The 23,941-nt window shown below is 51.9% G+C and carries 20 protein-coding genes and 1 riboswitch; of the genes, 17 read left to right on the top strand and 3 right to left on the bottom strand.

What is annotated here, in order from left to right:
* The first annotated feature begins 57 nt into the window (after positions 1–57).
* The 8 genes from DXB92_RS07595 to DXB92_RS13650 all read left to right on the top strand — a co-directional run bounded on the left by DXB92_RS07595 (position 58) and on the right by DXB92_RS13650 (position 7,242).
* Entirely contained in the window at positions 58–639 is a 582-nt protein-coding gene (locus tag DXB92_RS07595) for a CinA family protein (RefSeq protein ID WP_117733403.1), read from the top strand.
* Complete coding sequence (srtB, locus tag DXB92_RS07600) at positions 612–1,961, top strand: class B sortase (protein ID WP_117733404.1); 1,350 nt, start codon at positions 612–614, stop codon at positions 1,959–1,961. Before DXB92_RS07595 ends, srtB begins: the two co-directional genes overlap by 28 nt.
* A 36-nt stretch (positions 1,962–1,997) precedes the next feature.
* The gene (locus tag DXB92_RS07605; protein WP_051343732.1) at positions 1,998–2,807 is read left to right on the top strand and encodes a class B sortase; all 810 of its coding nucleotides are present in this window, start codon (positions 1,998–2,000) and stop codon (positions 2,805–2,807) included.
* A 132-nt stretch (positions 2,808–2,939) separates the two neighbouring features.
* A complete protein-coding gene (locus DXB92_RS07610; RefSeq protein WP_117733405.1) occupies positions 2,940–4,049 on the top strand; it encodes a SpoIID/LytB domain-containing protein in 1,110 nt (369 codons plus the stop codon).
* A gap of 322 nt (positions 4,050–4,371) precedes the next feature.
* The gene (locus tag DXB92_RS07615) at positions 4,372–4,935 is read left to right on the top strand and encodes a zinc ribbon domain-containing protein (protein WP_117733406.1); all 564 of its coding nucleotides are present in this window, start codon (positions 4,372–4,374) and stop codon (positions 4,933–4,935) included.
* Between the two features lie 134 nt (positions 4,936–5,069).
* Positions 5,070–6,368 (top strand): potassium transporter TrkG, encoded by a 1,299-nt coding sequence (locus DXB92_RS07620; protein WP_117733407.1) that lies wholly within the window; start codon positions 5,070–5,072, stop codon positions 6,366–6,368.
* Between the two features lie 19 nt (positions 6,369–6,387).
* A complete protein-coding gene (locus tag DXB92_RS07625) occupies positions 6,388–7,080 on the top strand; it encodes a TrkA family potassium uptake protein (RefSeq protein WP_117733408.1) in 693 nt (230 codons plus the stop codon).
* A 12-nt stretch (positions 7,081–7,092) separates the two neighbouring features.
* Positions 7,093–7,242, top strand: coding sequence for a hypothetical protein (locus DXB92_RS13650; RefSeq protein ID WP_181976970.1), 150 nt, complete (start codon positions 7,093–7,095; stop codon positions 7,240–7,242).
* A gap of 177 nt (positions 7,243–7,419) precedes the next feature.
* Here the strand turns inward: DXB92_RS13650 and DXB92_RS07630 are convergent, their stop codons facing one another.
* On the bottom strand, positions 7,420–9,093 hold the full coding sequence (locus DXB92_RS07630; RefSeq protein WP_181976971.1) for a peptide ABC transporter substrate-binding protein: 1,674 nt from the start codon (positions 9,091–9,093) through the stop codon (positions 7,420–7,422).
* A gap of 253 nt (positions 9,094–9,346) precedes the next feature.
* Between DXB92_RS07630 and DXB92_RS07635 the strand changes: the two genes are divergently transcribed.
* From DXB92_RS07635 to DXB92_RS07670, 8 genes are all read left to right on the top strand, one after another.
* Complete coding sequence (locus DXB92_RS07635) at positions 9,347–9,874, top strand: HAD family hydrolase (protein ID WP_117733410.1); 528 nt, start codon at positions 9,347–9,349, stop codon at positions 9,872–9,874.
* 21 nt (positions 9,875–9,895) lie between these two features.
* Positions 9,896–10,002: riboswitch (TPP riboswitch) on the top strand.
* A 91-nt stretch (positions 10,003–10,093) separates the two neighbouring features.
* Positions 10,094–10,735 carry a thiamine phosphate synthase gene (thiE, locus tag DXB92_RS07640; protein ID WP_117733411.1) on the top strand — a complete coding sequence of 214 codons (642 nt, stop codon included), beginning with the start codon at positions 10,094–10,096 and terminating at the stop codon, positions 10,733–10,735.
* Positions 10,736–10,737: 2 nt separating this feature from the next.
* A complete protein-coding gene (thiD, locus tag DXB92_RS07645; RefSeq protein WP_117733423.1) occupies positions 10,738–11,580 on the top strand; it encodes a bifunctional hydroxymethylpyrimidine kinase/phosphomethylpyrimidine kinase in 843 nt (280 codons plus the stop codon).
* Positions 11,581–11,681: 101 nt separating this feature from the next.
* On the top strand, positions 11,682–12,998 hold the full coding sequence (gene thiC / locus DXB92_RS07650; protein ID WP_021682153.1) for a phosphomethylpyrimidine synthase ThiC: 1,317 nt from the start codon (positions 11,682–11,684) through the stop codon (positions 12,996–12,998).
* 562 nt (positions 12,999–13,560) lie between these two features.
* On the top strand, positions 13,561–14,001 hold the full coding sequence (locus tag DXB92_RS07655; RefSeq protein WP_117733412.1) for a transcriptional repressor: 441 nt from the start codon (positions 13,561–13,563) through the stop codon (positions 13,999–14,001).
* A 60-nt stretch (positions 14,002–14,061) separates the two neighbouring features.
* Positions 14,062–14,604, top strand: coding sequence for a rubrerythrin (gene rbr, locus DXB92_RS07660; RefSeq protein ID WP_021683597.1), 543 nt, complete (start codon positions 14,062–14,064; stop codon positions 14,602–14,604).
* 140 nt (positions 14,605–14,744) lie between these two features.
* Positions 14,745–16,037 carry a chloride channel protein gene (locus DXB92_RS07665; RefSeq protein ID WP_117733413.1) on the top strand — a complete coding sequence of 431 codons (1,293 nt, stop codon included), beginning with the start codon at positions 14,745–14,747 and terminating at the stop codon, positions 16,035–16,037.
* A 15-nt stretch (positions 16,038–16,052) separates the two neighbouring features.
* Positions 16,053–16,928: a DMT family transporter gene (locus DXB92_RS07670; protein ID WP_242823524.1), complete on the top strand. Its 876-nt coding sequence runs from the start codon at positions 16,053–16,055 to the stop codon at positions 16,926–16,928.
* Between the two features lie 290 nt (positions 16,929–17,218).
* Here the strand turns inward: DXB92_RS07670 and DXB92_RS07675 are convergent, their stop codons facing one another.
* Complete coding sequence (locus DXB92_RS07675) at positions 17,219–20,710, bottom strand: endo-1,4-beta-xylanase (RefSeq protein ID WP_117733414.1); 3,492 nt, start codon at positions 20,708–20,710, stop codon at positions 17,219–17,221.
* A gap of 384 nt (positions 20,711–21,094) precedes the next feature.
* Entirely contained in the window at positions 21,095–21,856 is a 762-nt protein-coding gene (locus DXB92_RS07680) for an SDR family oxidoreductase (protein ID WP_021683602.1), read from the bottom strand.
* Positions 21,857–22,336: 480 nt separating this feature from the next.
* Here DXB92_RS07680 and DXB92_RS07685 point away from each other — a divergent pair, with 480 nt between their 5' ends.
* Entirely contained in the window at positions 22,337–23,743 is a 1,407-nt protein-coding gene (locus tag DXB92_RS07685) for a hypothetical protein (RefSeq protein ID WP_117733415.1), read from the top strand.
* Positions 23,744–23,941: the final 198 nt, after the last annotated feature.

The following is a 23,941-nucleotide window of genomic DNA, read 5'->3' on the forward strand; positions in this document are numbered from 1 at the left end:
AAAACGCCGCACAAAGTGTGATTGCCGAACCGGCGGAATGGAAAGGTGCTGTGGAATATGGCATATACGTTATTAGATGAAAAAAAATTGTGTCGTGTCTATCAGGATACAGAAAAAGTACTTGACAAAACCCTTGCACATATTGTACAATTACTAGATGGAGAACATCAGACAGTCGCTACGGCGGAAAGCTGTACCGGCGGTTTGTTGTCCCAGAAGATCACTTCTGTTGCGGGAGCGTCCCATGTGTTTGAACTGGGACTTTGTACCTATGCGGAACGCATGAAAACCAAGTTGCTGGGCGTTCCGGCAGAACTGATCGCCGAAAAAGGCGTGGTCAGTGCAGAAGTGGCTTCTGCCATGGTGCAGGGACTGCGAACACAGGCGGAGGCGGATTTGTGTCTGTCAGTGACGGGACTTGCCGGTCCCGGCGGCGGAACGCCGGAACAGCCAGTGGGGACAGTCTATGCAGGGATCCTGTACGGCAAACAGGAATATGTCATGCACCTGCAGCTTTGGCGATACGGTCTGCACACGCGGGAGGAGATCCGTCATGGAGCCGCTGTGTGCATATTCGGTGTCGCAGAACGGATCCTGATGGAGGAAACAGAATGCAGGAAGAAGAAAAAACCGCTGTAACATCTGCGGAATCTTCGGAAACACCGGCACCGCCGGAAGCCGGGGGAGCAGAGTGTTCCTGGACTGTGCTGTCGGAAGAACCGGAAACCGATTCTTCAGAAAAAGGCGAAGCCAAGAGCAAAACGCCCAGCGAACCGAAAGACAAGATCAAGGCGATTCGGACAACGCTGTTCCACATTGCACAGGAAGAGGAAGAAGAAGCGGTTTCCCTGCGGGTGGCATATCAGATCCGACAGGTCAAAGACCAGAAAGAACATCCGGAAAAATATCCGCCGCCACCGTCCCGCGTGTCCCCGAAACCGAAGAAGAAAACGTTCGGGCAGAAGATGCTGGATCTGTTTCCGCAGCGGGGAGATTCGGGAGGCGAAGTGGTGCGAAAGAGTATTTTCCTGTTTTCCGCGGCAGTGTTTCTGGTGTGCGTTGTCCTGATCGTGCTGTACTTTGTGGACATTTTCCGTGCAGACAAGATGTATGATGACATTGGTTCGGCGTATCACGCCAACTTTGCCACCCAGACCACGGAACTCACTCAGCCGCAGCCGGAATCAGAAGAACCTACGGAAAAGATCTACACGCTGCTGCCGGGTGCGGCAGACCTGCTGGCGATGAATTCAGAGATCAACGGCTGGATCTCGATTCCGGGTACCAAAGTGGATTATCCGGTGCTGCACCATCTGGACGATGAGCCGGGAAATGAGTACTATCTCTACCGGAATGTGCAGAAAGAGGATTCCAAGCCGGGCTCGATCTTTCTGGACTACCGCTGTTCGTTCGATGACGTGGGTGAGGACGGCACCCTGCAAACGCCGAATTCGGACAACCTGATCATCTACGGGCACAACATGCGTGACCTTTCCATGTTTGGTACGCTAAAATATTACCGTACCGATGAAAACTATTATGATGAACATCCGCTGATCTCGCTGAATTCCAATTACGAAACCTACCAGTATAAGATCTTCGGCTACTTTATTGCAGATGCCGAGGATACGACGGACACTCGTTTTGACTACTGGAACGCAATTGATTTTGCAGATGAAACAGAATTTTATAACTATGTCAACGAAGTCAAGCGGCGGACGCTCCGCATCACGAATGTAGATGTGAAATACGGCGACCAGCTGCTGACACTTTCCACCTGCAATAATGCCTTTGATACGGCACGTCTGGTGATCGTGGCACGGCGTGTGCGGGACGGCGAGGATCCCAACGAGCGAATCGCCGGCAGCATACCCAATCCCAACATCAAATGGCCCAATGTGTATTATTTGTGGAATGAAAAGACATACAACCCTGATGCCCCTTTTGCTCCTTACGGTTGATGCAGAAGGGCGATAATGGAAATGAGGAATTCGAATATGAAGAAATGGCAAATCGGTGCAGTCGCCGGAGCATTGGTCTTTTCTCTCTTTGCCACAGGCTGCGGAGAACAGATCGATCAGAACGCGGGCATTGCAACTTCTGCACCTGCCACAGAGGCACCGACGGAGGCCGCAACTGCGGCACCGGAACTGACAGAGCGTGCTAAAAAGCTGCTGGCTCAGAATCCGGATACGGTCGGTTATATCACCATTGACGGTACACAGGTGGACAACCCTGTGGTACAGACTGCGGATAATGAATATTATCTGGATCACGGCTTTGACGGACAGGAATTCCGTGCCGGCACTGTATTCATGGACTGCACTGATTCGTTCGGTGCCTATCCGGATCAGTGGTCGGAAAACATTGTCCTGTACGGTCACAACATGGCAGACAACACCATGTTCGGCTCTCTGCGGCAGTACCGTCAGAACCCGTCCTATTACAAGGAAGCACCGTTTATCACATTCAGCTCCAACTATGCGGACTATACGTATGTCATGGTTGGTCTGATTATTACCAGCGGCAATGCGGATTCAGATTTCAAGTACTGGCAAATGGAGGAACTGGACGACAAGACCACATTTGACAGCTTCATGGGTTCTGTCAACGCGAAGAATATGATCGACAATCCCATTGACGTGCAGTATGGGGACAGCCTGCTGACGCTCTCCACCTGCTATTCCGATGAGGATAACTCACGGTTTGTCATCGTGGCACGCCGGCTTCGCGACGGCGAAGATACTGCGTCCATGCTGAAAACCATTCAGGGCGGCAGCAGTGAAACCGCCGCTGCACAGGAGTGACACGACCGGAGGGCTTGACCTAGACGGTACTGCTGTGCAGCAGAAAGCCGCGGCAGCAATGTCTGCGGCTTTCGGGCGATGAGAATCGCCTTTTACTACCCGGCATTTTGTCGGTAAAAATGGAGTTTTGATATGAAAATACGTTACCCACAAATGGGTATTGCACTTGCAGTTGCAGCACTGCTGGCAGGAACCTGTGCCGTCAGTGCCTATGCAGTGCCGGAAACAGAAACAGCAGGTACTAGTACTGCTGTCACTGACACGACAACTGCGGCAAACGAAAGCGACGATACTTTGTGGAAAGCTGAAATTTCAGATTACGATTCCAGCTTATCTTTGGTTCAGTATGAAGAAGTTACACCGTCGGAAGAACAGGCTGCGGCAATTCAGAATGCGACAGCGCTGAAAGAAGTCACCGTGCCGATCGGTTCTTCCGGCACAGAGGGCAGTGCAAACATCGGTGCAGCCGCCTCTATGGCAGCATCTGTCAGTGCCGGTCAGTTTGCATTTACCACTTATGGATATGGACATTGTGTTGGCATGAGCCAGAACGGTGCGAATAATTACGCCACTTACGGCGGTTATGACTATCAGTCGATTTTGTTCCACTACTTCCCCGGAACCACACTGGTGCAGGAAGGTGCAGGCAGCACCGTGACTGCCAACGGTGTTACCGGCAGCTATGTGGATATTATTTCTCAGATCGTATACAACGAGATGAGTTCTACCATGCATCCGGAAGCCATGAAGGCACAGGCGATCGCCGCTTATACATACATCATGTTTAACGGCGGCAGTGTCAACAATGTGATCCTGAAACCGAATCCGCCGCAGAATGTGATCGATGCAGTTTCCGCAGTCGCCGGACAGGCACTGTATTATGACGGAAGCTATGCGTTGACAGTTTATGGTGCGTCCAGCGGCGGTGCGACTGCCAGTGCGGCAGACATCTGGGGCAGACAGTATGATTATCTGGTCAGTGTCCCCAGTGAATACGATGCGGAATACGATCCTTATTATGGTGTGGTCACCTATATGTCTGTGGACGAAGTACGCTCCCGTATTCAGAATGCCTATGGCGTTTCTCTTTCAGCAAATCCGTCCAACTGGATCCGGCTGGAAGTCGGCGACAGCGGCTATGTCCGTTCGGTAAACATCGACGGTCAGAAAACAGTAAACGGCGACGCATTCAGAAGCACTCTGGGACTTCGCAGTGCCAGATTCGCATATGTTTGCGGGTAAGGAACCGCTGTATAAAGCCCGCCTGACGGCTTTGTACGCAATCTGCGTGCAGATTTTCCGTCATATTGCCCAGAAATCCCTTGCCAGACATACAGTCTGCCTGCGAAATTTCTGTACAATCTGTCGAAAAATCTGATTACGCATCTTACGCACAAGCTTTATTCAGTGTTTCCTTAAAAAATCGAATAATACCATAGGGCAGACTGCTTGTTTTGAAACGTTGCTTTGAAGTTGTGTTTCGGGAATCAAATGGCAGGGGACTGTCATACAATAACAATGATCGGATCAAAATCAGCAGAACGCTTTTGTGGAGGAGAATAAAATGGATTTTCGTGATCAGTTTCGGAAAATGAGCGACGACGTGGGAAAAATGGCGAGGGAAGTTGCAGATACTTCCAAGAAGGCGACTGCCCGTGCACGGGTACGCCGCATGATCAACAGCTGTAATGAGTCGCTCCAGACCATTTATCAGGAAATCGGTTCCCGCTATTATGTGGAGAACCAGTGCCAGCCGGAGGAGCAGTACGAAGGTCTGTTCCAGCAGGCTTCTGACCTGATCGCACAGATCGATGTGCTGAAGTCGGAACTTGCAGGGCTGGACAACGCAAGCATTTGTCCGGAATGCGGTTCTAAGGTCAACGACGGGCAGAAGTTCTGTCCGGAGTGCGGCCATAAGAACGAGTCCTATGGCAAATGGAAAGCAGAGGCAGAAGCAGCAGAGGCTGCACGCCGTGCAGCAAGAGAAGCAGAACAGGCAGAGCGTGAGGCTCGCAAGTCGGCTCAGGCTGCACCGGCAGAGGTGTATGAAACCACTGCCGAACCGGTTTCTTCGGAGGAAACCGATGCCGCTGCGGGAAGTGCAGAAACAGAAGATACTGCACAGTAAACCTGTGATTTTGTATTCGGAAAAATGGCTTTGGCGTTTGAAGTATGACGATGGATTTGGACTGAATGCATTTCGAAAAAAGCCGGTGTACACGGACAGTGTGTGCCGGCTTTTTCTTTTAAGGAGAACAGCATATGAGATGGAATCGTTTTTTTACGCCGGGGCGTGTCATCGCCGCCGGATTCGCTTTTTTGATTTTGTTGGGAACGGGCTTGCTGATGCTGCCGATCTCGCACCAGTCGGGGCAGTCGCTGTCTTTTATCGATGCCCTGTTCACTGCCACAAGCGGCGTGTGCATCACTGGCCTTTCCTCGATTCAGTGTAATGCAGTGCTTTCCGGATTCGGACAGGCAGTCCTCTTGCTGCTGATCCAGATCGGCGGCATGGGAATCACCACGCTGGGTGTAGGCATCATCCTGTTGACCGGCAAGAAGATCGGCATTCGGGAACGAACACTGATCAAGGAATCTTTGAACCAGCCCAGCTTTCAGGGCATTCTGCGGCTGCTGAAAGTGATGCTGATGGTGACATTTGGCATTGAGGGTGCGGGAGCCGTGCTGTCCTTTCCGATTTTTGTGCAGGATTATCCGGTGGGAAAGGCGGTGTGGCTCAGTGTGTTCCATTCTGTTTCCGCATTCAACAATGCCGGCTTTGACCTGATCGGCGGCAGCAGCCTTGCGGTGTACCGGAACCACGTGCCCATGCTGCTGCTGACCTCGGCACTGACGATCTGTGGCGGACTGGGATTTGTGGTGATGCTGAACATCGCACAGAAACGGCGGTTCCGGCGGTTTTCGCTGCACACCAAGGTAGTGCTGACCATGACTGTGCTGCTGCTGACAGTAGGCACTTTGCTGCTCCACGCCACACAGCATGGATTGACATGGGTGCAGTCCTTTTTCTATAGTGCCGTGACGCGGACTTCAGGGTTCTCCATTTATGATCTGGGGGACTTCTCCAACGCCTCGCTGCTCTGCATGGTTCTGCTGATGTTTGTGGGAGCAGCTCCCGGCTCTACCGGCGGCGGCATCAAGGTGACTACGCTGTTCGTCTGCATCTGGTCGGCGATCGCCTATACCAGAAATCAGCACCCCACTGTGTTCCGGCGGCGGTTTTCGCAGGAAGTGCGGGATAAGGCTCTGATGATTTTTCTGATGGGGTTGTCTGTGGTGCTGGTTTCAACATTTCTGCTGTGTATGCTGGAACCAGATGCTTCGTTCATTCAGGTGCTGGTGGAAACCACCTCTGCCTTTGCGACCGTGGGGCTTTCCTGCGGGCTGACCGGTGGACTGTCCGGTCTGAGCAAGCTGGTTCTGATTTTGACGATGTACATCGGGCGGCTGGGACCGCTGACGGTGGCAACGCTGTGGATTGTGCAGGGCAGAAGAAACAGCGAGATTTTAAGACCGGAAGAAACTATTTCTGTGGGATAATAACAGGAGCGTGAATAATATGAGAAATTCTTCGAAAAAAGAAAAATTATATGCTGTGATCGGACTGGGACGGTTTGGCTTTGCACTGGCGAAACGTCTAGCGGAATCCGGAAAAGACCTGATCGTCATTGACAAGAGCGAAACGGTGATCAATGATGCGGTGGCGTTTACGGACAACGCCTATCTGATGGCAGATCTGTCCAAGGAAAACCTGCGGAATGTGGGCATTCAGAACTGCGATACAGTCATTATCGGTATCGGCGGCAATCTGGCAGTGAGCATTCTGACCTCGATGATCGTCTTGCAGCTGGGTGTGCCCCATGTCATTGCCAAGGCGTTGACCGAGGAACAGGGCAGCGTTCTGGAAAAGATCGGTGCTGAAGTGGTATATCCGGAACGGGAAATGGGGATTCGTCTGGCAAACCGGCTGCTGGCTCCCCGCGTCATGGAGTACATTGCCCTGAACGATGACATCAGCATTACTGAAATTTCCATTCCCGAATCTGCAAAGGAGATGACCGTACAGGAAATGAATGTGCGGCAGCGGTACGGGCTGAACATCATCGCATTGAAGCGTGGCGAAGAAGTGACTGTAAACATCACGCCGCAGACCGTTCTGCGGGCACCGGATATTCTGGCAGTGGTGGGCAGACACGATCAGGTGAACCGGTTCGAAAATGATTTGCAGAACTGGAAGACCAAAAAGGCATAGGAGGCAGCAGATATGCGAAACGACAACGACCGGAATCCCAAGGACTTCTATGGAAAAACCGAAGCGGAACTGCGGAAGCTGAAACAGACCAATGGCATTTCCCAGAGAGATCGGGAACGCATTGAAAAACGCCTGCGGGAAAAAGACCGCGGGGACGATTAAGAAAATACGGAATAAAGCTTGTGCGGTGCTATAAAAAGGGCTGCTGCCGACATGTGCGGAAAACACATTGCCGGCAGCAGCCCTTTGCTGATAAGCAGCATCTATTTCAAAGCAGGCCCTGCTGGTATTCTTATTGTATGCAGCAGAGCTCAAAAGGGAACAAGGAAATTTCTGGAACTATTCAAAATGCTTGGCGTTCCGGAAATTCAGTGCACCGGAAAACGGATCGTAGCCAATGTCTTTGTTGCTGCTCTTGGTGATGCAGTACTGGTTCTTGTAGAAGATCGGCAGGAAACAGGATTCGTTCAGAATGGTCTGCTCCAGCTGTGCACACTGCTGCTGCAGTGCTTCCGCAGAACTGCACTGGTGCAGGGCGTTGATCGCCGCATCGACAGAGCCGTTGGCGTAATAGAACTGGTTGGTGCGGGAGTAAAACTGATCCAGCACACCGACGGGGCTGTCATAACCGGCGGTGATGCCGTAGACTGCAACGGTATAGGTCTGGTCGGCGAGCCGTTTCCAGTAGTCCGACTCGGAAACTTCTTCAATGCCGATGTAAAAACCGAAAACCTCCTGCCATGTCTGAATGATGTCGTGGAGATTTTCGCAGTCCATCAGAGCCGAGCAGACCAGGATCTTGGTGGAATCCAGCGATTCCTTGCCAATCTCCTGCATGCCCTCCTGAAACAGGGCAAGGGCAGCATTGGCATCATAGGCAGTCTGTGCCTCCGGACAGCTGTCGCGGTAGGCGGTGCCGTTCCAGTGGATTGCCGGTGGGATCAGTCCGTATGCCGGCAGCAGATCACCGTTGGAGTTCTTGCCAATGTTGGCACGGTTAATGCCCATGGAAAGGGCTTGGCGAATCTTGTGGTTGGAAAAAGCAGCATCGTTTGGGTTAAAGATCAGTCCCAGCGTAGTGGCACGGCTGGCGGTGACGGCATAGTTGCTGCTCTCCATGTATTGTGCCTGATAAACGGGGCTGATAAACAGGTCTGCTGTGCCGTTGGAAAAATCTGCGGCGGTTTCGTTGTTGCTTTTCCGAATCTGGAATGTCAGATTGGTGGGGTACACCCGACGTGCTTCGGCGTTGACAGAATTGCGACGCATGAAGATCTGGTTTTGGTTGCCGTAGGGGTCGTAGAACCACAGGCGGAGATAGAATGCCCCGCAGGAGGCAACAGAATCCTTGTCCAGTCCGTATCTGCCTTTGGTCTGCTGGAAAAAGGTTTCGCTGCATGGCATGGCGGCAGTGGAAGCGAGATTGCTGAAAAATTCTGCGTCCGGACGGGACAGGGAAAATTGCAGCACCGTACTGCTGACGGCACGGACACCGATCTCCTCTGGTGTCAGCTGTCCGCTCTGCACCGCATCGGCATTTTGCAGACAGGAGAACATGCTGGTATAGGGGGACTGGGTCTGCGGATCAAAGATTCTCTGGAACGCATAGACGTAGTCGTCCGCAGTGACCTGCCACTTTTCGTCGTCGTCCACGACATCGTCCGCATTGGCATCATAGAACCAGAAGCGGTCGCTTTTCAGCGTGAAAGTGTACGTCAGTCCGTCCGGAGAAACGGTGTAGTTTTCCGCTGCCGCCAGCTGCGGAGAGCCGTTTTCGTCCAGCTCCACCAACCCCTCGTAGAGGTTTTCGATAATGGTTTTCGAAGCGGCATCGGTGGCAGACTGGGGGTCCAGACTTTTGGGATTGGCAGCAAGGCTGGCGGTAAACAGATAGCCGGAGCCGTCGCTTTCTTCCTGTTCCAGAAATGGTATGGAACAACCGGTGCAAAGCGGCAGGATACAGACTGCCGCGAGAAGAATGCTGAAACAGCGTAGCGATTTTCGAACTGACATAGTACGTTCCTTTCGATAAAGACAAAATAAAACAATATTGCTTTCTCTATTATAGCATGACAGAACAGGTTGTGCAAGATACAAATGGGGTTTTTGTCGGATTTTTTCGAATGGAGAGGCTTTGAGGTGTGTGCTGCCATAAAAATTCCCTTGACAAATCATATGAAATCTGTTACACTAAAATAGAGGTAGGCTGCACAAACGGGTGCACCTATGGTTCTTTGCGGAATTGCAGAAAGGACGGTGCCGTGTATTGCTTCATGCAACAGGCTCGAAAAAAGAACTGACGCGGCAGGCATATTACATGCTGGTCGCAGACATCTTGGAACATGCAGATGTACAGGCGTTGAAACAGTTTCGTCATCATCATTATACCACACGGTTTCAGCACAGCCTGAATGTTTCCTATTATAACTACCTGCTCTGCCGCTTTTTCCACTGGGACGCGGTTTCGGCAGCAAGAGCAGGGCTGCTTCATGATCTGTACTTTTATGAAACAGCGGATTATGACCGTTCCGATTCTCCCAACCAGAAGTCCCACAGTGCACATCATCCGGAAGTTGCCATGCAGAATGCGGCAGTCCGGTTTGCCCTGAACCCGCGGGAACGGGACATGATCGAAAAGCACATGTGGCCGCTGACTCACCGCATGCCCCACTATAAGGAAAGCTATGCCATTACTTTTGTGGATAAGTATGCGGCAATGCTGGAGTTTTTCGGGCTGGGTGCCCGGCACATGCTGGCACGGTTTCGCCGGAAGCCTTCGGCGAACACGGTCTGAAACCGGAACAATTACTGGAACAACATGATACACGGGAGCTTGCTGTGCGTGGGCTGAGAGGAGATGCAGACATCTCGACCGCACCTGATTTGGATAATGCCAACGAAGGGAACGACACACGATATTTTGTGGAAAAGCGTGCCTTTGCGGTACGCTTTTTCTTTAGGGCAACACCGCACAAAGCTTGTGCGGTGCTGCCTGACAGAAAGGAGAATTTCAATGCAACAAAACCCAATGATCTATCAGCTGTACGCGGTGACTGCACCGGCGGCAGATCTGGCGGAACAGGTAAAGCGTGCCATTGCCGGCGGCATTACCATGCTTCAGATTCGGGAAAAAAACTGTACCACCAAACGGAGAATTGAGCTGGCATATCCCATTTTGCAGCTGTGCCGTGATGCGGGAATTCCCTGCATTATCGACGATGACGCAGAAGCGGCAAAAATCCTCGGTGCAGACGGCGTGCACGTGGGACAGCGGGACATGAAGATCCAGCAGGCACGGGAGATTCTGGGAGATCAGGCGATCATCGGAACCAGTGCCCACAATGTGGCAGAAGCGTTACAGGCAGAACGGGACGGAGCAACCTATCTGGGGTGCGGTGCTGTGTTCAGCACCCAGACCAAGCACGATGCCACTTTTCTGCCCCATGATGTACTCTGCGATATTCGACAGGCAGTGTCCATTCCGGTGGTGGCGATCGGCGGCATCAATGCCCAGAATATCCCGAAGCTGTACGATACCGGCATTGACGGCGTGGCAGTGGTTTCCGCGGTGTTCGGACAGCCGAACGTGGAAGCTGCCGCACAGGCAATGCGGGAACTGACTGCACCGTTTCAGCAGAAGGAGCAGGGAAGATGACGATTGCTCCGGTTTTGACCATTGCCGGCAGTGACAGCAGCGGCGGTGCCGGCGTTCAGGCAGACCTGAAAACCATGACCATGCTGGGCTGTTTCGGCATGAGTGCCATTACAGCACTGACTGCACAGAACACGCTGGGGGTGCAGGGCATTTGTCCTGTTCCGGCAGAATTTTTAAAGCAGCAGATTGCAGCGGTCTGTGAGGACATTCCGCCGGCTGCCGTCAAAGTGGGCATGGTGTACGATACGCCGCAGATCCTCGCCATTGCAGAAGCAGTGGCACAGTATCAGCTGCCCCATGTGGTGGTGGATCCGGTCATGGTTGCCACCAGCGGTGACCCGCTGCTGAAACAGCAGGCACAGCAGGCGTTGACGGAACAGCTGTTTCCGCTGGCGGAACTGCTGACTCCCAATTTGCCGGAAGCAGAACAGCTGACCGGAACAAGCATCACTTCGCCGCCGCAAATGGAGCAGGCAGCCCGACAGCTGTCCGAAACCTATCACACTGCCGTGCTGCTGAAAGGCGGACACAGCGTGGGCAGCTGCAACGACCTGCTCTATGCGGCGGGCACTGCCACGTGGTTTTCCGGACAGCGGACGGATACCCCCAACACCCACGGCACCGGCTGCACCCTGTCCTCGGCGATTGCATCTTTTCTGGCACAGGGGGCTTCGCTGGAAGAAAGCGTCCGCCGCGGAAAGGCATATATCAGCGGTGCCATTGCGGCAGGATTGTCGCTGGGACACGGACACGGACCGATTGCACATAACTATGCAATTTTAAAGGCAATATCGCACAAAGATTGTGCGACAGATGCGTGCGAGAAGATACGAAACAGGCTCTGAAGGGAAATTTGCAAGCAGATGGCGTGCAAAGTCGCCAGACGCTCTTTGTGCGGTATTGCTTAAAGAAAGATCATATTACATAAAAGAAGGGAATAGAATACATGGCTGCATATGCAACACAAATGGATGCCGCAAAACAGGGCATTCTGACACCGGAAATGGAAACTGTTGCCAAGGAAGAACATCTGGAGCCGGAACTGATCCGGCAGCGGGTGGCAAAGGGTACCATTTGCATTCCGGCAAATATCCACCACAAGAGCCTGCACCCCTACGGCATCGGCGAGGGACTGCGGACGAAAATGAACGTGAATCTGGGCATCTCCGGAGATTGCCACGATTACACGGCAGAGTTCGAAAAGGTCAAGCTGGCAATTCAGTTTCAGTGCGAAGCGATCATGGACTTGTCCAACTACGGAAAGACCCATACTTTCCGGAAACAGCTGATCGAAATGTCGCCGGCAATGATCGGCACCGTGCCGATGTATGATGCCATTGGCTATCTGGAAAAAGATTTGGCAGACATCAAGGCAACGGACTTCCTGAAAGTGCTGGAGGCACATGCCAAAGAGGGTGTGGATTTCCAGACCATTCACGCCGGCATCAACCGCCGTGCGGTGGAAGCTCTCAAGCGGCAGAAGCGTACCACCAATATTGTTTCCCGCGGCGGCTCGCTGCTGTTCGCGTGGATGGAGATGACCGGCAACGAAAACCCGTTCTACGAATACTATGACGACGTGCTGGACATTCTGCGGAAATATGACGTGACCATCAGTCTGGGTGATGCTCTGCGTCCGGGCTGCAATGCGGACAGCACTGATGCGGGACAGATCAGTGAACTGGTGGAACTGGGTGCCCTGACCAAGCGTGCGTGGGAACGCGACGTACAGGTAATGGTAGAAGGGCCGGGACATATGACCATGGACGAGATCGCTGCCAACATGAAGCTGCAAAAGCGGCTGTGCTATGGTGCTCCGTTCTATGTGCTGGGGCCGCTGGTAACAGATGTTGCTCCGGGATATGACCACATCACAGCTGCGATCGGCGGTGCCATTGCTGCCATGAGCGGTGCGGATTTCCTGTGCTATGTCACACCGGCAGAGCATCTCCGCCTGCCGGATCTGCAGGACGTGCGGGACGGCATCGTGGCTTCGAAGATTGCCGCACATGCTGCCGATCTGGCACGGGGCATTCCGGGGGCACGAGATTGGGACAACGCCATGAGCAAAGCTCGCTGTGCGATTGACTGGGAGGGCATGTTTGCTCAGGCAATCGATCCCGAAAAGGCTCGGGATTATTTCGAGAGCCGTCCGCCGCAGGATCGTCATACCTGCTCCATGTGCGGAAAAATGTGTGCAATGCGGACTTCCAATAAGATTCTGAACGGGGAATCGGTTTCCCTGACACCGGACGAAGCGTAAGGCAATACCGCACAAAGAGCGTCTGGCGACTTTGCACGCCATCTGCTTGCAAATTTCCCGTCAGAGCCTGTTTCGTATCTTCTCGCACGCATCTTGCGTGCATATTTTCCGAGATATTTCGGGAAAATACTCGAAAATCCACAAAGGATTTTCTCCGTTTTTCCCTTCATCTCTCAAAAAATCTGACGACGCAATCTGCATGCGTCAGATACGAAACAGACTCTCATATTTCACAAAAATGCTCGTGAATACAGCAAGTATTCACTCCGCTTTTTGTTTCATCTGACGAAAAATTTGACGACGCATCTGTCGCACAATCTTTGTGCGGTATTGCCGTAAAGCGTAATTTGTGGTATCGAGCCTGTCTTGCTTTTTGTCAAGGCAGGCTTTTTTGTATAATCTTCCGGAAACCGGCGACAATAAAAGAAGGGAAATGATGTTGTTGTGTTGCCTTTTCAGAAAAATCTCTTGACAAGTCGAATCAGATAGTATATAATGTTAATTAAGAACTGATACTATTAGAGCATATCTTGTATATGCTCGGCTTAAAGGATTGATTTTTATGAAAAATCGCAATACGCTTCAGCGTCGTCTGGTGCTGGAAACGGTACGGCGAATGCACAATCACCCTACGGCAGACGAGATCTTTCGGGAGATCGCCGCAGAGAACACGCTGATCAGCAAGGCGACGGTCTACCGGAATCTGAAGATCCTGTCAGAGCAGGGCGAGATCCTGCACATTCCCATTCCGGACGGGGCAGACTGTTTCGATTTCAACACCAAGCCCCACTATCATCTGGAATGCCGCAGCTGCAATCGGGTGTTCGATGTGAACATGCCCTATCAGAGCGACCTGTGCAGCAAGATCGTAGGCTGCGAGGATTTTCTGGTGGAATCCCATCACATTGTCTTTTCCGGATTGTGTCCCGCCTGTCGAAAGGCGGCGGAACAGCGGGCACAGCTGAAAACCACCGAAGAACCACATAGGAAAAATGCGGAATAAAACCTGTTTGTATGCAACAGTTTTGTTTTGCTTTCTCCAAGATAAAAAGGAGGTCATATCATGGCAGAACTGAAAGGTTCACAGACGGAAAAAAACTTGCTGGCGGCATTTGCCGGCGAATCACAGGCATTCACCAAGTATAATTATTACGCTTCCAAGGCAAAGAAAGACGGTTATGTGCAAATCGGCAAGCTGTTCGAGGAAACTGCCAACAATGAAAAGGAACACGCGAAGATCTGGTTCAAGCTGCTGCATGGCGGCGTGATGCCGGAAACAACGGAGAACCTGAAAGATGCGGCTGCCGGCGAAAACTACGAGTGGACAGATATGTATGTCGAGTTCGCGGAGCAGGCAAAGGCAGAGGGCTTCACACAGATCGCGGCACTGTTTGAGGCGGTGGGTGCGATCGAGAAGGAACACGAAGCACGTTATCGCAAGCTGCTCGCCAATATCGAGGGCGACTGCGTCTTTTCCAAGGACGGCGATGTCATCTGGGAATGTGCCAACTGCGGTCACATTGTCGTAGGCAAAAAGGCTCCGGAGGTCTGTCCGGTCTGCCAGCACCCGCAGTCCTATTTTCAGGTCAAGGCTGAGAACTATTAAGGCATCTTACGTACAAGCTCTGTGCGGTGTTGCCTTAAGGAAATCACTTTCCTTGCAAATATCTTGCAAATAAAATTGGACGGAAATCCTCTGGAAAGCATGACTTTCCGGAGGATTGCGTTTGTGTCAGGAGGAATGGTATGCGTTCAAGGGAACGTTTTCTTTCCCACTGGAAAGGACGGCTGCTGCACAGCGGTATCCACATTCTTTCCCATTTGCGGCTGCTGCTGCGGTGGGTGTTTTACTCTGTGCTGATGGGCGTTCTGGTGGGATTTATCGGGATTGCTTTTGTGTATGCCATACAGTGGGTGACGACATTCCGGACGGGGCATTGGTGGACAGTGCTGACACTTCCCGCCGGCGGTCTGCTGATCGTGTGGCTGTACCGCATCAGTCACGACCAGAACGACAAGGGCACCAATATGGTGCTGGCTTCGCTGCGGGCAGAAACGGAACTGCCTATGCAAATGGCACCGCTGATTTTCATTTCCACCGTAGTGACCCACTTCTGCGGCGGCAGTGCCGGACGGGAAGGTGCGGCGTTGCAGCTGGGCGGCAGTGTGGGCAGTGTGCTGGGACGGGTGTTCCGTCTGGCGGAACGGGATAAACAGGTGCTGATGCTCTGCGGCATGTCGGCAGCGTTTTCGGCAATTTTCCGCACGCCCATTGCGGCACCGGTTTTCGCCATGGAAGTGGTGTGTGTCGGTGCCATGCGGTATGCGGCACTGGTGCCCTGTACCATTGCTTCTCTGACGGCTTCGTGGCTGGCGGGCAAATGCGGCATTCCGCTGGCGAAGTATACGATCGGGGAAATTCCGGCGTTTCAGGTGGTGCCGGCGTTGAAAATTTTGCTGCTGGGCGTTTGCTGTGCGGCGGTGAGCATTCTGTTCTGTGTGCTGCTGCACCAGACGGAGCACTTCCTGAAAAAGTATTGCATAAATCCATATCTGCGGATTCTGGCGGCAAGCGGTGTGCTCTGGGTGCTGGCGTTGCTGGTACATAATCAGGACTATCTGGGCATTGGCGGCGAGGTGATGCGGCGTGCCGTGGCAGGGCAGGTGGTCTGGTATGCGTTTCTGGCGAAGATGATCTTCACGGCGTTGACATTGGGCGGCGGCTTTAAGGGCGGCGAGATCGTACCTTCCTTTTTCATTGGGGCAACGTTTGGCTGTCTGTTCGGGCACTTGCTGGGAATTTCGCCCTCTCTCTGTGCGGCGGTAGGCATGGCGGCACTGTTCTGCGGCGTGACCAACTGCCCGCTGGCTTCTATGATGATCGCATCTGAACTGTTCGGTATGGCGGGTGCTCCGTATTATCTGCTGGCAATTGCTGTCAGCTATCTGCTCTCCGGCTATTACGGGCTGTATGGGGAACAGACGTTCCTGTCCTCCAAGTTCACCGGCGGCTATGTCAGCCATAAAACACGTCAATGAAAGAAGATGAAAATCATGACAAAGCGTTCTTTGTCTGACCGGCAGAAGGGCATGATCTGCATCATTTTGTCGGCGTTTTGTTTTGCATGGATGAATGCCTTTGTGCGGCTCTCCGGCGATCTGCCGTTTATCCAGAAAAGCTTTTTCCGGAATCTGGTAGCACTGTTGTTCGCACTGGCGATGCTCCTGCGGGAACACGGCTGCTTTCTGCCGAAAAAGGGATCTCTGCCGTTTCTGGTACTGCGTGCCACGGCGGGAACGCTGGGGATCCTGTGCAATTTTTACGCGATCGATCATCTGGCACTGTCGGACGCGTCGATTCTGAATAAGATGTCCCCGTTTTTTGCAATTCTCTGTTCGTGGATCTTTCTGCGGGAAAAACTGAACTGGAAACAGGGGCTGATCGTGCTGGGGGCATTTGTGGGGGCACTGTGTGTCATCAAGCCCACCTTTGCCAATGCGGATTTGTTTCCGTCCCTGATCGGACTACTGGGCGGCTTCGGGGCAGGCGTTGCCTATACCATGGTACGCCGTCTGGGGCAGATCGGGGAGAATAAGGCGTATATCGTCTTTTTCTTCTCCGCCTTTTCCTGTGTGGTGACATTGCCGTATCTGCTGTTCTGCTATGAGCCTATGACGTGGAAGCAGCTGTTGTGTCTGGTTATGGCAGGGCTTTCGGCGGCAGGCGGACAGTTCGGTGTCACTTCTGCGTACTGCTATGCACCGGCAAAGGAAATTTCCGTTTACGATTACACCCAGATCATTTTTGCCGCAGGCTTGGGATTTTTGCTGTTTGCACAGATTCCCGACTGGCTGAGCATTCTGGGGTACTGTATCATCATTGCTATGGCAGTGGTTATGTTTTTCTATAACAAAGAATCGGATAAATAAAATTCGTATAATCGTATATTACAAAAAGCGGAGATTCCGGTACATGGAATCTCCGCTTTTCGAATTTTCTCTAGTATTGTAATTTTAAAACTTTACAGATCAGGCTCCCTTGAAAAGACACCCAAAGTGCGTACTTTGTGCTGACTGAGGGATTTTTTATGTGAAATCTGAAATAAAAAGAAAAGATTTCAGCAGAATCCCTCCACCAGCTTCGCTGGTCCCCCTCCCTTTTCAAGGGAGGCTTATCCTCATTTTTAACCGTTACATCGTGTTTGCTTGTCAGTGTACGCTTATTCTGCACTGGGCAGGGTGTGGATAATGGATACCAGGAACTTCAGCAGGACGACAGCATCATTGCCGCTGATCTCGCTGTCGGCATCGCAGTCCGCATTCTTCTTCTGGGTGCTTCCCAGTGTGACAACGTTTGCCACTGCCTTGTTCAGCAGAACAGCATCGGTAATGTCTACACGGCTGTCCATGTTGACATCGCCGTACAGTGTCAGTCCGCTTTCACCGCTTTCCGAAGTGTTTGTGCTGCTGTCGGAGGTGGTGGCAGAGGTGACGGTTTCTGTTGTGGTGGAAGTTGTACCAGTGGTGGTGGTCGTTACAGTGGTGTCTGTGGTAACTGTGCCGTCACCCACCAGTTTCAGTACACCGAAACCGCTGGTGTTGATGTAGCCCTGACCGGTGAGGTCGTTCCAGTTGGCCATGCTGGTACGCTTGCCGTCGCCGGTGCCGTCATCGTTGACCTGTACGTCAAAGCCTACGATCTGGTCAGCGTGGAACGAACCAATGGTGTACGGAATTGCCACCTCGACGATATAGCCCTTGTCGGTCTTTTTCGTGCCGGAGAGGAATGCGTCAGTGGAACGTCCGTCGGTAACGGTTTTGTCGTTCTCGTAGTTGATGCGGCACTGAATGTCGTCGCTTTCGTAAGAGGAAGTTTTGTGATTGTTCTCGTCGAAGAATACTTCCACGGTGTCCTGCTCGTAGGCGTTGGCACTTGCCACGCTCAGTACGGGATCGGTGACTTCGGTCAGCACATAGAAGTAATTCTCGTCCCAGAGCATTTTGGAAACGGCGGTCGCACCGTTGCCCATGGAGTAGGTGTTGACATCAATGGTGTTGGCATCTGCCCATGCGGCATCGATGTCCCCATCAATAGTAATGGGTGTTTCGGTCTTGGTTGCCTCGGCATACTTGGGCTGTTCTGCGAGGGTGACGATACCGCAGGTGGGCAATGCACCGCCGCCAATCGGTTCACTTTCATTCATCATGTCAAAAAAGCTTTTTGCCAGATCAATGCAATTCCATGCAGCATCATTGTTGAATACATCTAAGTGCACGGTACTGCCGCTTTTCGGTTCCCAACCAGCATTACTGTAGGATTTCCATTTCAGGTCGATATATGCCGTGTCGGAAGTAATGGTTTGGCTGGCAATTGGGAAGCCTCCCATAGAATCCACATGGTTTCCGTAAATTGCAACATAGGAGTTTTTGCCATCTGCTGAAACTGCCGGATTGTAGATGCGAACGATCATGTTTTCGTCAGACCAAGCTGCCTTGAAATAAGTGTTGGTACTGCCGGTTTTGGTGCTGAGATACTGTGCCGTACCGATTTCCAATGCCCGTTCCAGATCGGCATCTGTGCCGTCATAGCGGTATGCCGTCATGGTCTGGAGCTTTTCTACTTCGGAGTCGGTGTCGATCACGGCGTAATAGGACGGCTTTGCCTGATAGTCCTTGTCAAAGAGCAGGGGATAGCCGCCGATCCAGCTGGTGGAGTCGGTGATGCCCCAGAGGACAACAGCAGACAGGTTCACGCCGGAATCCTTCATTTCCTTGTACATCTTGAACACGTCCTGATACCGCTGTGCCAGTGCCAGCTGGTTGGCGTATTCGTTGGACTTCTCAGAAACGTCCAGCTCGGTGACCTGTACTTCCAGTCCCATGTCTGCATACTGCTGCATCGCGGACTTGTACAGATCAATGGTGGGATAACTCATGGAGATGTGGGACTGCATGCCCACGCCGTCGATCAGGTTCTTTTCCACCAGCGGTTTCAGAATGTCGCTGATGATGTACGCCTGTTTGTTGGGGGAGTATTCGTTGTAGTCGTTGTAGAACAGCTTGCAGCCTGCCGGTGCGTACTTCTTGGCGAATTCGAACGCCAGCGGGATATAGGACTGGTCGCCGTAGACCTTGACCCATGCAGACTGTCCGTTGACCTCGTTGTTGGAACCGGCATCGCGAATGGTGCCGGCATCGGAAGCGGCTTCATTCACCACGTCCCATGCGTAGAATTCCACATCGGGGTAATCCTTTTTCAGCGTTTCCATGACGGTCTTGATGTAGTTTTCCAGACGCTTGGTCATCTTGTCCTTGGAAACCCATGCCCCGTTGGGATCGAAGTTTTCCTTGAAGAACCAGTCCGGTGTCTGGCTGTGCCATACCAGCACATGACCGCGTACCGGAATTTTGTTTTCGCCGGCGAATTTCAGAATCTCGTCTGCTTCGTTCAGAGAGATCTGGGGCATGGTGTCATCGCCGGTTTCTGCCACGTACTTCTGGGACAGTGCCTGATCCAGCACGCTGTCCGGCTTCAGTTCGTTGCCCAGTGTCAGGCTGTTGTAGTGCTTTTTGATGAGGTCTTTGGTGGCACCCTGTGCGAATTCCGAACCGGCACAGGCACAGCCGATCTTAAAGTAGTCGGAATAGGCATCTTTCAGGGAAGCGATGTCGTCCTGAATGGCAGGATCCGGCAGGTGTTCGCCGACTGCATCGTCCATGTAGAAGTTCATGAGATCCTGTTCCTTGGGGGCACTGGTGTAGCCGGTCTGTACATAGATATAGAAGTTGGTCGCACCCTCCGGCACGGTGAATTCGCTGCCCACGTATTTCCATTCGCCCTTGTTTGCAGTTTCGGTGGCAATGGTGTAGTAGTTTTCCTTGCCGTTCAGGTCGTATTGCAGGTTAATGGAAAATTTCTGGGTGTCGGTGTACTGGTCGCCGTCATAGAGCACGTAGGTGCCGACTTTATAGTAGCCGCCGGCTTCCATGATGTCGGACGCACTGCGGGTGGCACCGTTCCACAGCTGGGTTCTGCCGGAAACATACAGGCTGGTCGTGCCGCTGTGGGCGTACTTGGTGGAGAGTTCTACCTTGGCACTGCCGCGGCCGTTCCACTTCTGGGTGGAGTTGTTGTCGAAGTCGGATTCGAATTTGTCGTCCAGCTGGATCTCTGTCTTTTCGCCCTTGATGACCACGTCGTCAATATAATAGGTCTGGTCGGTATTGGCACCCGGCATCTCCACATAGAGGATCATGCCGGTGGCACCGGAGGGAACGGTGTAGTTGCCCTTCATCTCCACCCACTGTCCAGCAGTTGCCTGTGCGGCGGCAACCTGATCGTAGTGGTCTGTGCCGTTGGCATCGGTGTAGATCATTTTGATCGCCATGTTCTGCTGACCGCTGCCCTCGTACATGGCACTGGCAGAGATCTCGTAGCTTTGTCCGGCAGCCACGATTCCGGTCAGGGAGCAGCGGGGAGCACCCCAGTTGGCGGTGCGGTCATAGCAGTACAGGGAAGTGCCGCCGTTGTGGGCTTGCTCCGTGGACAGGGACAGCGAGGAGCCTACGCCTTTCCATGCTCCGTAGCCGCTTTCGAACGTGTCGTTCATCAGCTCCTGCACCTCTGCGGAGCCGATCAGTCCCGAAAGGGACAGACTGGTGACAGCAAGCACACCGGTGGTGACTGCCGCCATGAGTTTTTTGAATTTCATTTGATTTCATTCCTTCTTTCCGATTCTTGTGGGTTCTGTGTTTCATTTCACATGTTGTTATAGTGAATAAATACATTATAACATTACGTCACTTTTTTGTCAACATTTTAGGCAATCCCGCACAAAGAGCGTCTGGCGACTTTGCACGCCATCTGCTTGCAAATTTCCCGTCATATTTCACAAAAATGCTCGTGAATACATCAAGTATTCACTCCGCTTTTTGTTTCATCTGACGAAAAATTTGACGACGCATCTGTCGCACAATCTTTGTGCGGTATTGCCTTTATACGTGAAAAGGTGCAGAAATCAATTTTTCGGAGATTTGCACAAAAGCGGCAGATGACATGGGAGGTCGTCTGCCGCTTTGCGGTGTGGTTGTGTGTCTTACTTGTGTTCCGGCTGTTTTGCTGCCTGTACATGGTAGAGGATACGGGAGAGCAGTTTTTCCGGCACCAGTTTTGACGCGGCAACGCCTACACGCATCATCAGCCCCGGAATGATCAGCAGCTTTCCTGTCAGCAGCCCGAACACTGCTTCTTTGGCAACGGCTTCCGGTGTCAGTGCCTTGACACGGAACTGCACGCCGGCACGGTCGTTGAAGCCGGTGTCCACTGGCCCGGGGCAGAGAATGCTGATCGTGACACGGCTCTTTTCGCGGCGGAGTTCTTCCGCAATCGCCAGCGAGAGCCGAACCACATAGTTTTTCGAAGCATAATAAGAGGAGAACAGGGGACCGGTCAGGAATCCGGCACTGGAGGCAACGTTCAGGATCTTTCCGAAGTTGCGTTTCTTGAAGTCCCGCAGAAACAGCTTTGTCAGAATGTGCAAGGCTCTGACGTTGACTTGCAGCAGTTCCAGTTCCTCCTGTAATGCTGTTTCGGAAAATTTTCCGAAAACGCCGAAGCCGGCATTGTTGACCAGAATGTCTACGTGCTTGTCCCTGCAAAATTCATACAGTGTAAAGGGTGCCTGATTTTCCGCAAGATCCAGTGCAATGATCTCGGTGTGCACCGGCAGGGTTTCCTGCATGCGGAGCAGGGCTTCTTCGTTGCGTCCGGTCAGGATCAGCGAGATGCCGCGGCGGCTCATTTCCTGTGCAATGGCTTTTCCGATGCCGGAGGTTGCTCCGGTGATGAGTGCTTTCATAGAAAAAACTCCTTTCTAAGGATCGGGAAACGCTTTTCAGTATGGGCAATCCCGCACAAAGAGCGTCTGGGGACTTTGCACGCCATCTGCTTGCAAATTTCCCGTCATATTTCACAAAAATGCTCGTGAATACATCAAGTATTCACTCCGCTTTTTGTTTCATCTGACGAAAAATTTGACGACGCATCTGTCGCACAATCTTTGTGCGGTATTGCCTATGTGTCCCTTTTGTACATACCTACTATACCACAAATGTCCGTCGAAATCAATTGAAAATCAAAGTTTTCTGAGAATCTGAAAAAAATTTCGTGAAAGTATGGACTTATGCGAAAAAATATAGTATAATAAAAAAGTATCGGGCAAGACAGTTCGGGGAATGCTCCGGCTTTCGGCGGCGTTTCCTTTGTCCTGCTGCTGGCTTGGAATGCGGTTTGAACCGGCATTTCGGGACCGTTTATTTTATTCGGAGGTATCAAAACTATGTTCAAATGGAAAAAGGCTGCCGCTGCTTTGGCGGCTGCCGCAATGACTGTTGCTGGTGCAGGCTGCACTGTCGGCAGCGGTTCTGCGTATGCAATGACAATCGACGGCGAGCAGATCAATGCAGGTATCTATATCTACTATTCCTATGCATCGTACATGGAACTGACACAGACCTTGCAGTCCCAGAATTCGGAACTGGACGTAAAGGACGACAATGTCGTAAAAGAACAGAAAATGGACGGTGTCAGCTCGGAAGAATGGATCAAGAACAAGGCACTGGAATATTGCCAGCGGTATGTGGCAATTGAAAAGAAGTTCGACGAACTGGATCTGTCCCTGACAGAAGAAGAGTCCAAAGATGTGGAGAGCACCATTGATTCTTTCTGGGATACCAATGGCGAGATCTACGAGAAGAACGGCATTTCCAAGAATTCTGTCAAGAGCGTTCTGGAAAATACGTATATGACCAACGAAGTATTCCTCTATTATTACGGCGTTGACGGCGAAGAAGGCACTACCGAGGACGATCTGAAGCAGTACTATGAGGAAAACAATGCCCGTGTCCGCTACATCAAGTTTGATTTGACAGATGGAAACGGCGAGGCTCTGGATGATGCCGGCAAGAAGGAAATGAAGGCAAAGGTCGAGGACTATCTGGGCGAGATCAACGCACTCAAGGGCGATGAGGACGCAATGGAAGACGAAATGGACAACGTGCAGAGCGACTATAACGCTTATGTGACTTCCATTTCCGAGGAAGCTGCCGCAGCAACAGCTACTTCTGCAACTGATGCGGACGGCAACGAGATCGCAGCAACAACAGAAGCAACTACTGTCGCTGCTGAAACTACCACAGAAACTACCGCAGCCGCAGAGGAAAGTGCTGCTACAGAAACTGCCGGTGCAGAAGAAGCTGCGGAAACCACTGCGGCAGAAGAATCTGCTTCGGAAGAAACTACCACGACAGAAGCAGCTGTGGAAACCGATGAAAACGGCTCTGAAGTGACTACCACCACGACTGCTCCCTATGCAAATGAACAGATCATTGCAAAGGTGACTACAAAAGAGAACACCAAGGAAGAAGATGTGACCTATAATCCGTGCAAGAATGTATACGACTATGTATTCGGCGACGGACAGAAGAACTATGGCGTGGCAACTGTGGTAGAAGATGACACGGCTTACTATATCGTAATGTGCCGTGACATCAAGGAGCGTATGACAGAGGACGACCTGTGGACAGAAACACAGCAGAATACTGTGATCTCTCAGGCATATAGTGATGCGTTTGAGGATATGCTGGACGGCTGGACTGGCGAGCAGAAGGTTGAGAAGAATGACAGTGCGATCAAGAAGTACGATGCGTTCAAGATCGATATGGACAGCAGCAGTCAGAGTGCATAACAGAAAATTTGAATAGAATCATGCGAAAGCCCGATTGGAAACAGTCGGGCTTTTTGTATGCATTTGAGGAGAAGGTATGCATACTGCACAATTCGGAGAAATATATGTTTACAATTCTCTACTTGACACAGTAGAAGAAGTGTGATATAATAATAAAGCTGTCGCACGAGAGCGAAAGTCAAGAGAATAAAGTGCAAC

Source organism: Ruminococcus sp. OM06-36AC, assembly GCF_003438725.1.
GTDB lineage: Bacteria > Bacillota > Clostridia > Oscillospirales > Ruminococcaceae > Ruminococcus_C > Ruminococcus_C callidus.

What these genes read in the sequence shown, in the direction of transcription:
- DXB92_RS07595 (WP_117733403.1), top strand. Translation starts at nt 58, where the DNA reads ATGGCATATACGTTATTAGATGAAAAAAAATTGTGTCGTGTCTATCAG.
- srtB (WP_117733404.1), top strand. Translation starts at nt 612, where the DNA reads ATGCAGGAAGAAGAAAAAACCGCTGTAACATCTGCGGAATCTTCGGAA.
- DXB92_RS07605 (WP_051343732.1), top strand. Translation starts at nt 1,998, where the DNA reads ATGAAGAAATGGCAAATCGGTGCAGTCGCCGGAGCATTGGTCTTTTCT.
- DXB92_RS07610 (WP_117733405.1), top strand. Translation starts at nt 2,940, where the DNA reads ATGAAAATACGTTACCCACAAATGGGTATTGCACTTGCAGTTGCAGCA.
- DXB92_RS07615 (WP_117733406.1), top strand. Translation starts at nt 4,372, where the DNA reads ATGGATTTTCGTGATCAGTTTCGGAAAATGAGCGACGACGTGGGAAAA.
- DXB92_RS07620 (WP_117733407.1), top strand. Translation starts at nt 5,070, where the DNA reads ATGAGATGGAATCGTTTTTTTACGCCGGGGCGTGTCATCGCCGCCGGA.
- DXB92_RS07625 (WP_117733408.1), top strand. Translation starts at nt 6,388, where the DNA reads ATGAGAAATTCTTCGAAAAAAGAAAAATTATATGCTGTGATCGGACTG.
- DXB92_RS13650 (WP_181976970.1), top strand. Translation starts at nt 7,093, where the DNA reads ATGCGAAACGACAACGACCGGAATCCCAAGGACTTCTATGGAAAAACC.
- DXB92_RS07630 (WP_181976971.1), bottom strand. Translation starts at nt 9,093, where the DNA reads ATGTCAGTTCGAAAATCGCTACGCTGTTTCAGCATTCTTCTCGCGGCA.
- thiE (WP_117733411.1), top strand. Translation starts at nt 10,094, where the DNA reads ATGCAACAAAACCCAATGATCTATCAGCTGTACGCGGTGACTGCACCG.
- thiC (WP_021682153.1), top strand. Translation starts at nt 11,682, where the DNA reads ATGGCTGCATATGCAACACAAATGGATGCCGCAAAACAGGGCATTCTG.
- DXB92_RS07655 (WP_117733412.1), top strand. Translation starts at nt 13,561, where the DNA reads ATGAAAAATCGCAATACGCTTCAGCGTCGTCTGGTGCTGGAAACGGTA.
- rbr (WP_021683597.1), top strand. Translation starts at nt 14,062, where the DNA reads ATGGCAGAACTGAAAGGTTCACAGACGGAAAAAAACTTGCTGGCGGCA.
- DXB92_RS07665 (WP_117733413.1), top strand. Translation starts at nt 14,745, where the DNA reads ATGCGTTCAAGGGAACGTTTTCTTTCCCACTGGAAAGGACGGCTGCTG.
- DXB92_RS07670 (WP_242823524.1), top strand. Translation starts at nt 16,053, where the DNA reads ATGACAAAGCGTTCTTTGTCTGACCGGCAGAAGGGCATGATCTGCATC.
- DXB92_RS07675 (WP_117733414.1), bottom strand. Translation starts at nt 20,710, where the DNA reads ATGAAATTCAAAAAACTCATGGCGGCAGTCACCACCGGTGTGCTTGCT.
- DXB92_RS07680 (WP_021683602.1), bottom strand. Translation starts at nt 21,856, where the DNA reads ATGAAAGCACTCATCACCGGAGCAACCTCCGGCATCGGAAAAGCCATT.
- DXB92_RS07685 (WP_117733415.1), top strand. Translation starts at nt 22,337, where the DNA reads ATGTTCAAATGGAAAAAGGCTGCCGCTGCTTTGGCGGCTGCCGCAATG.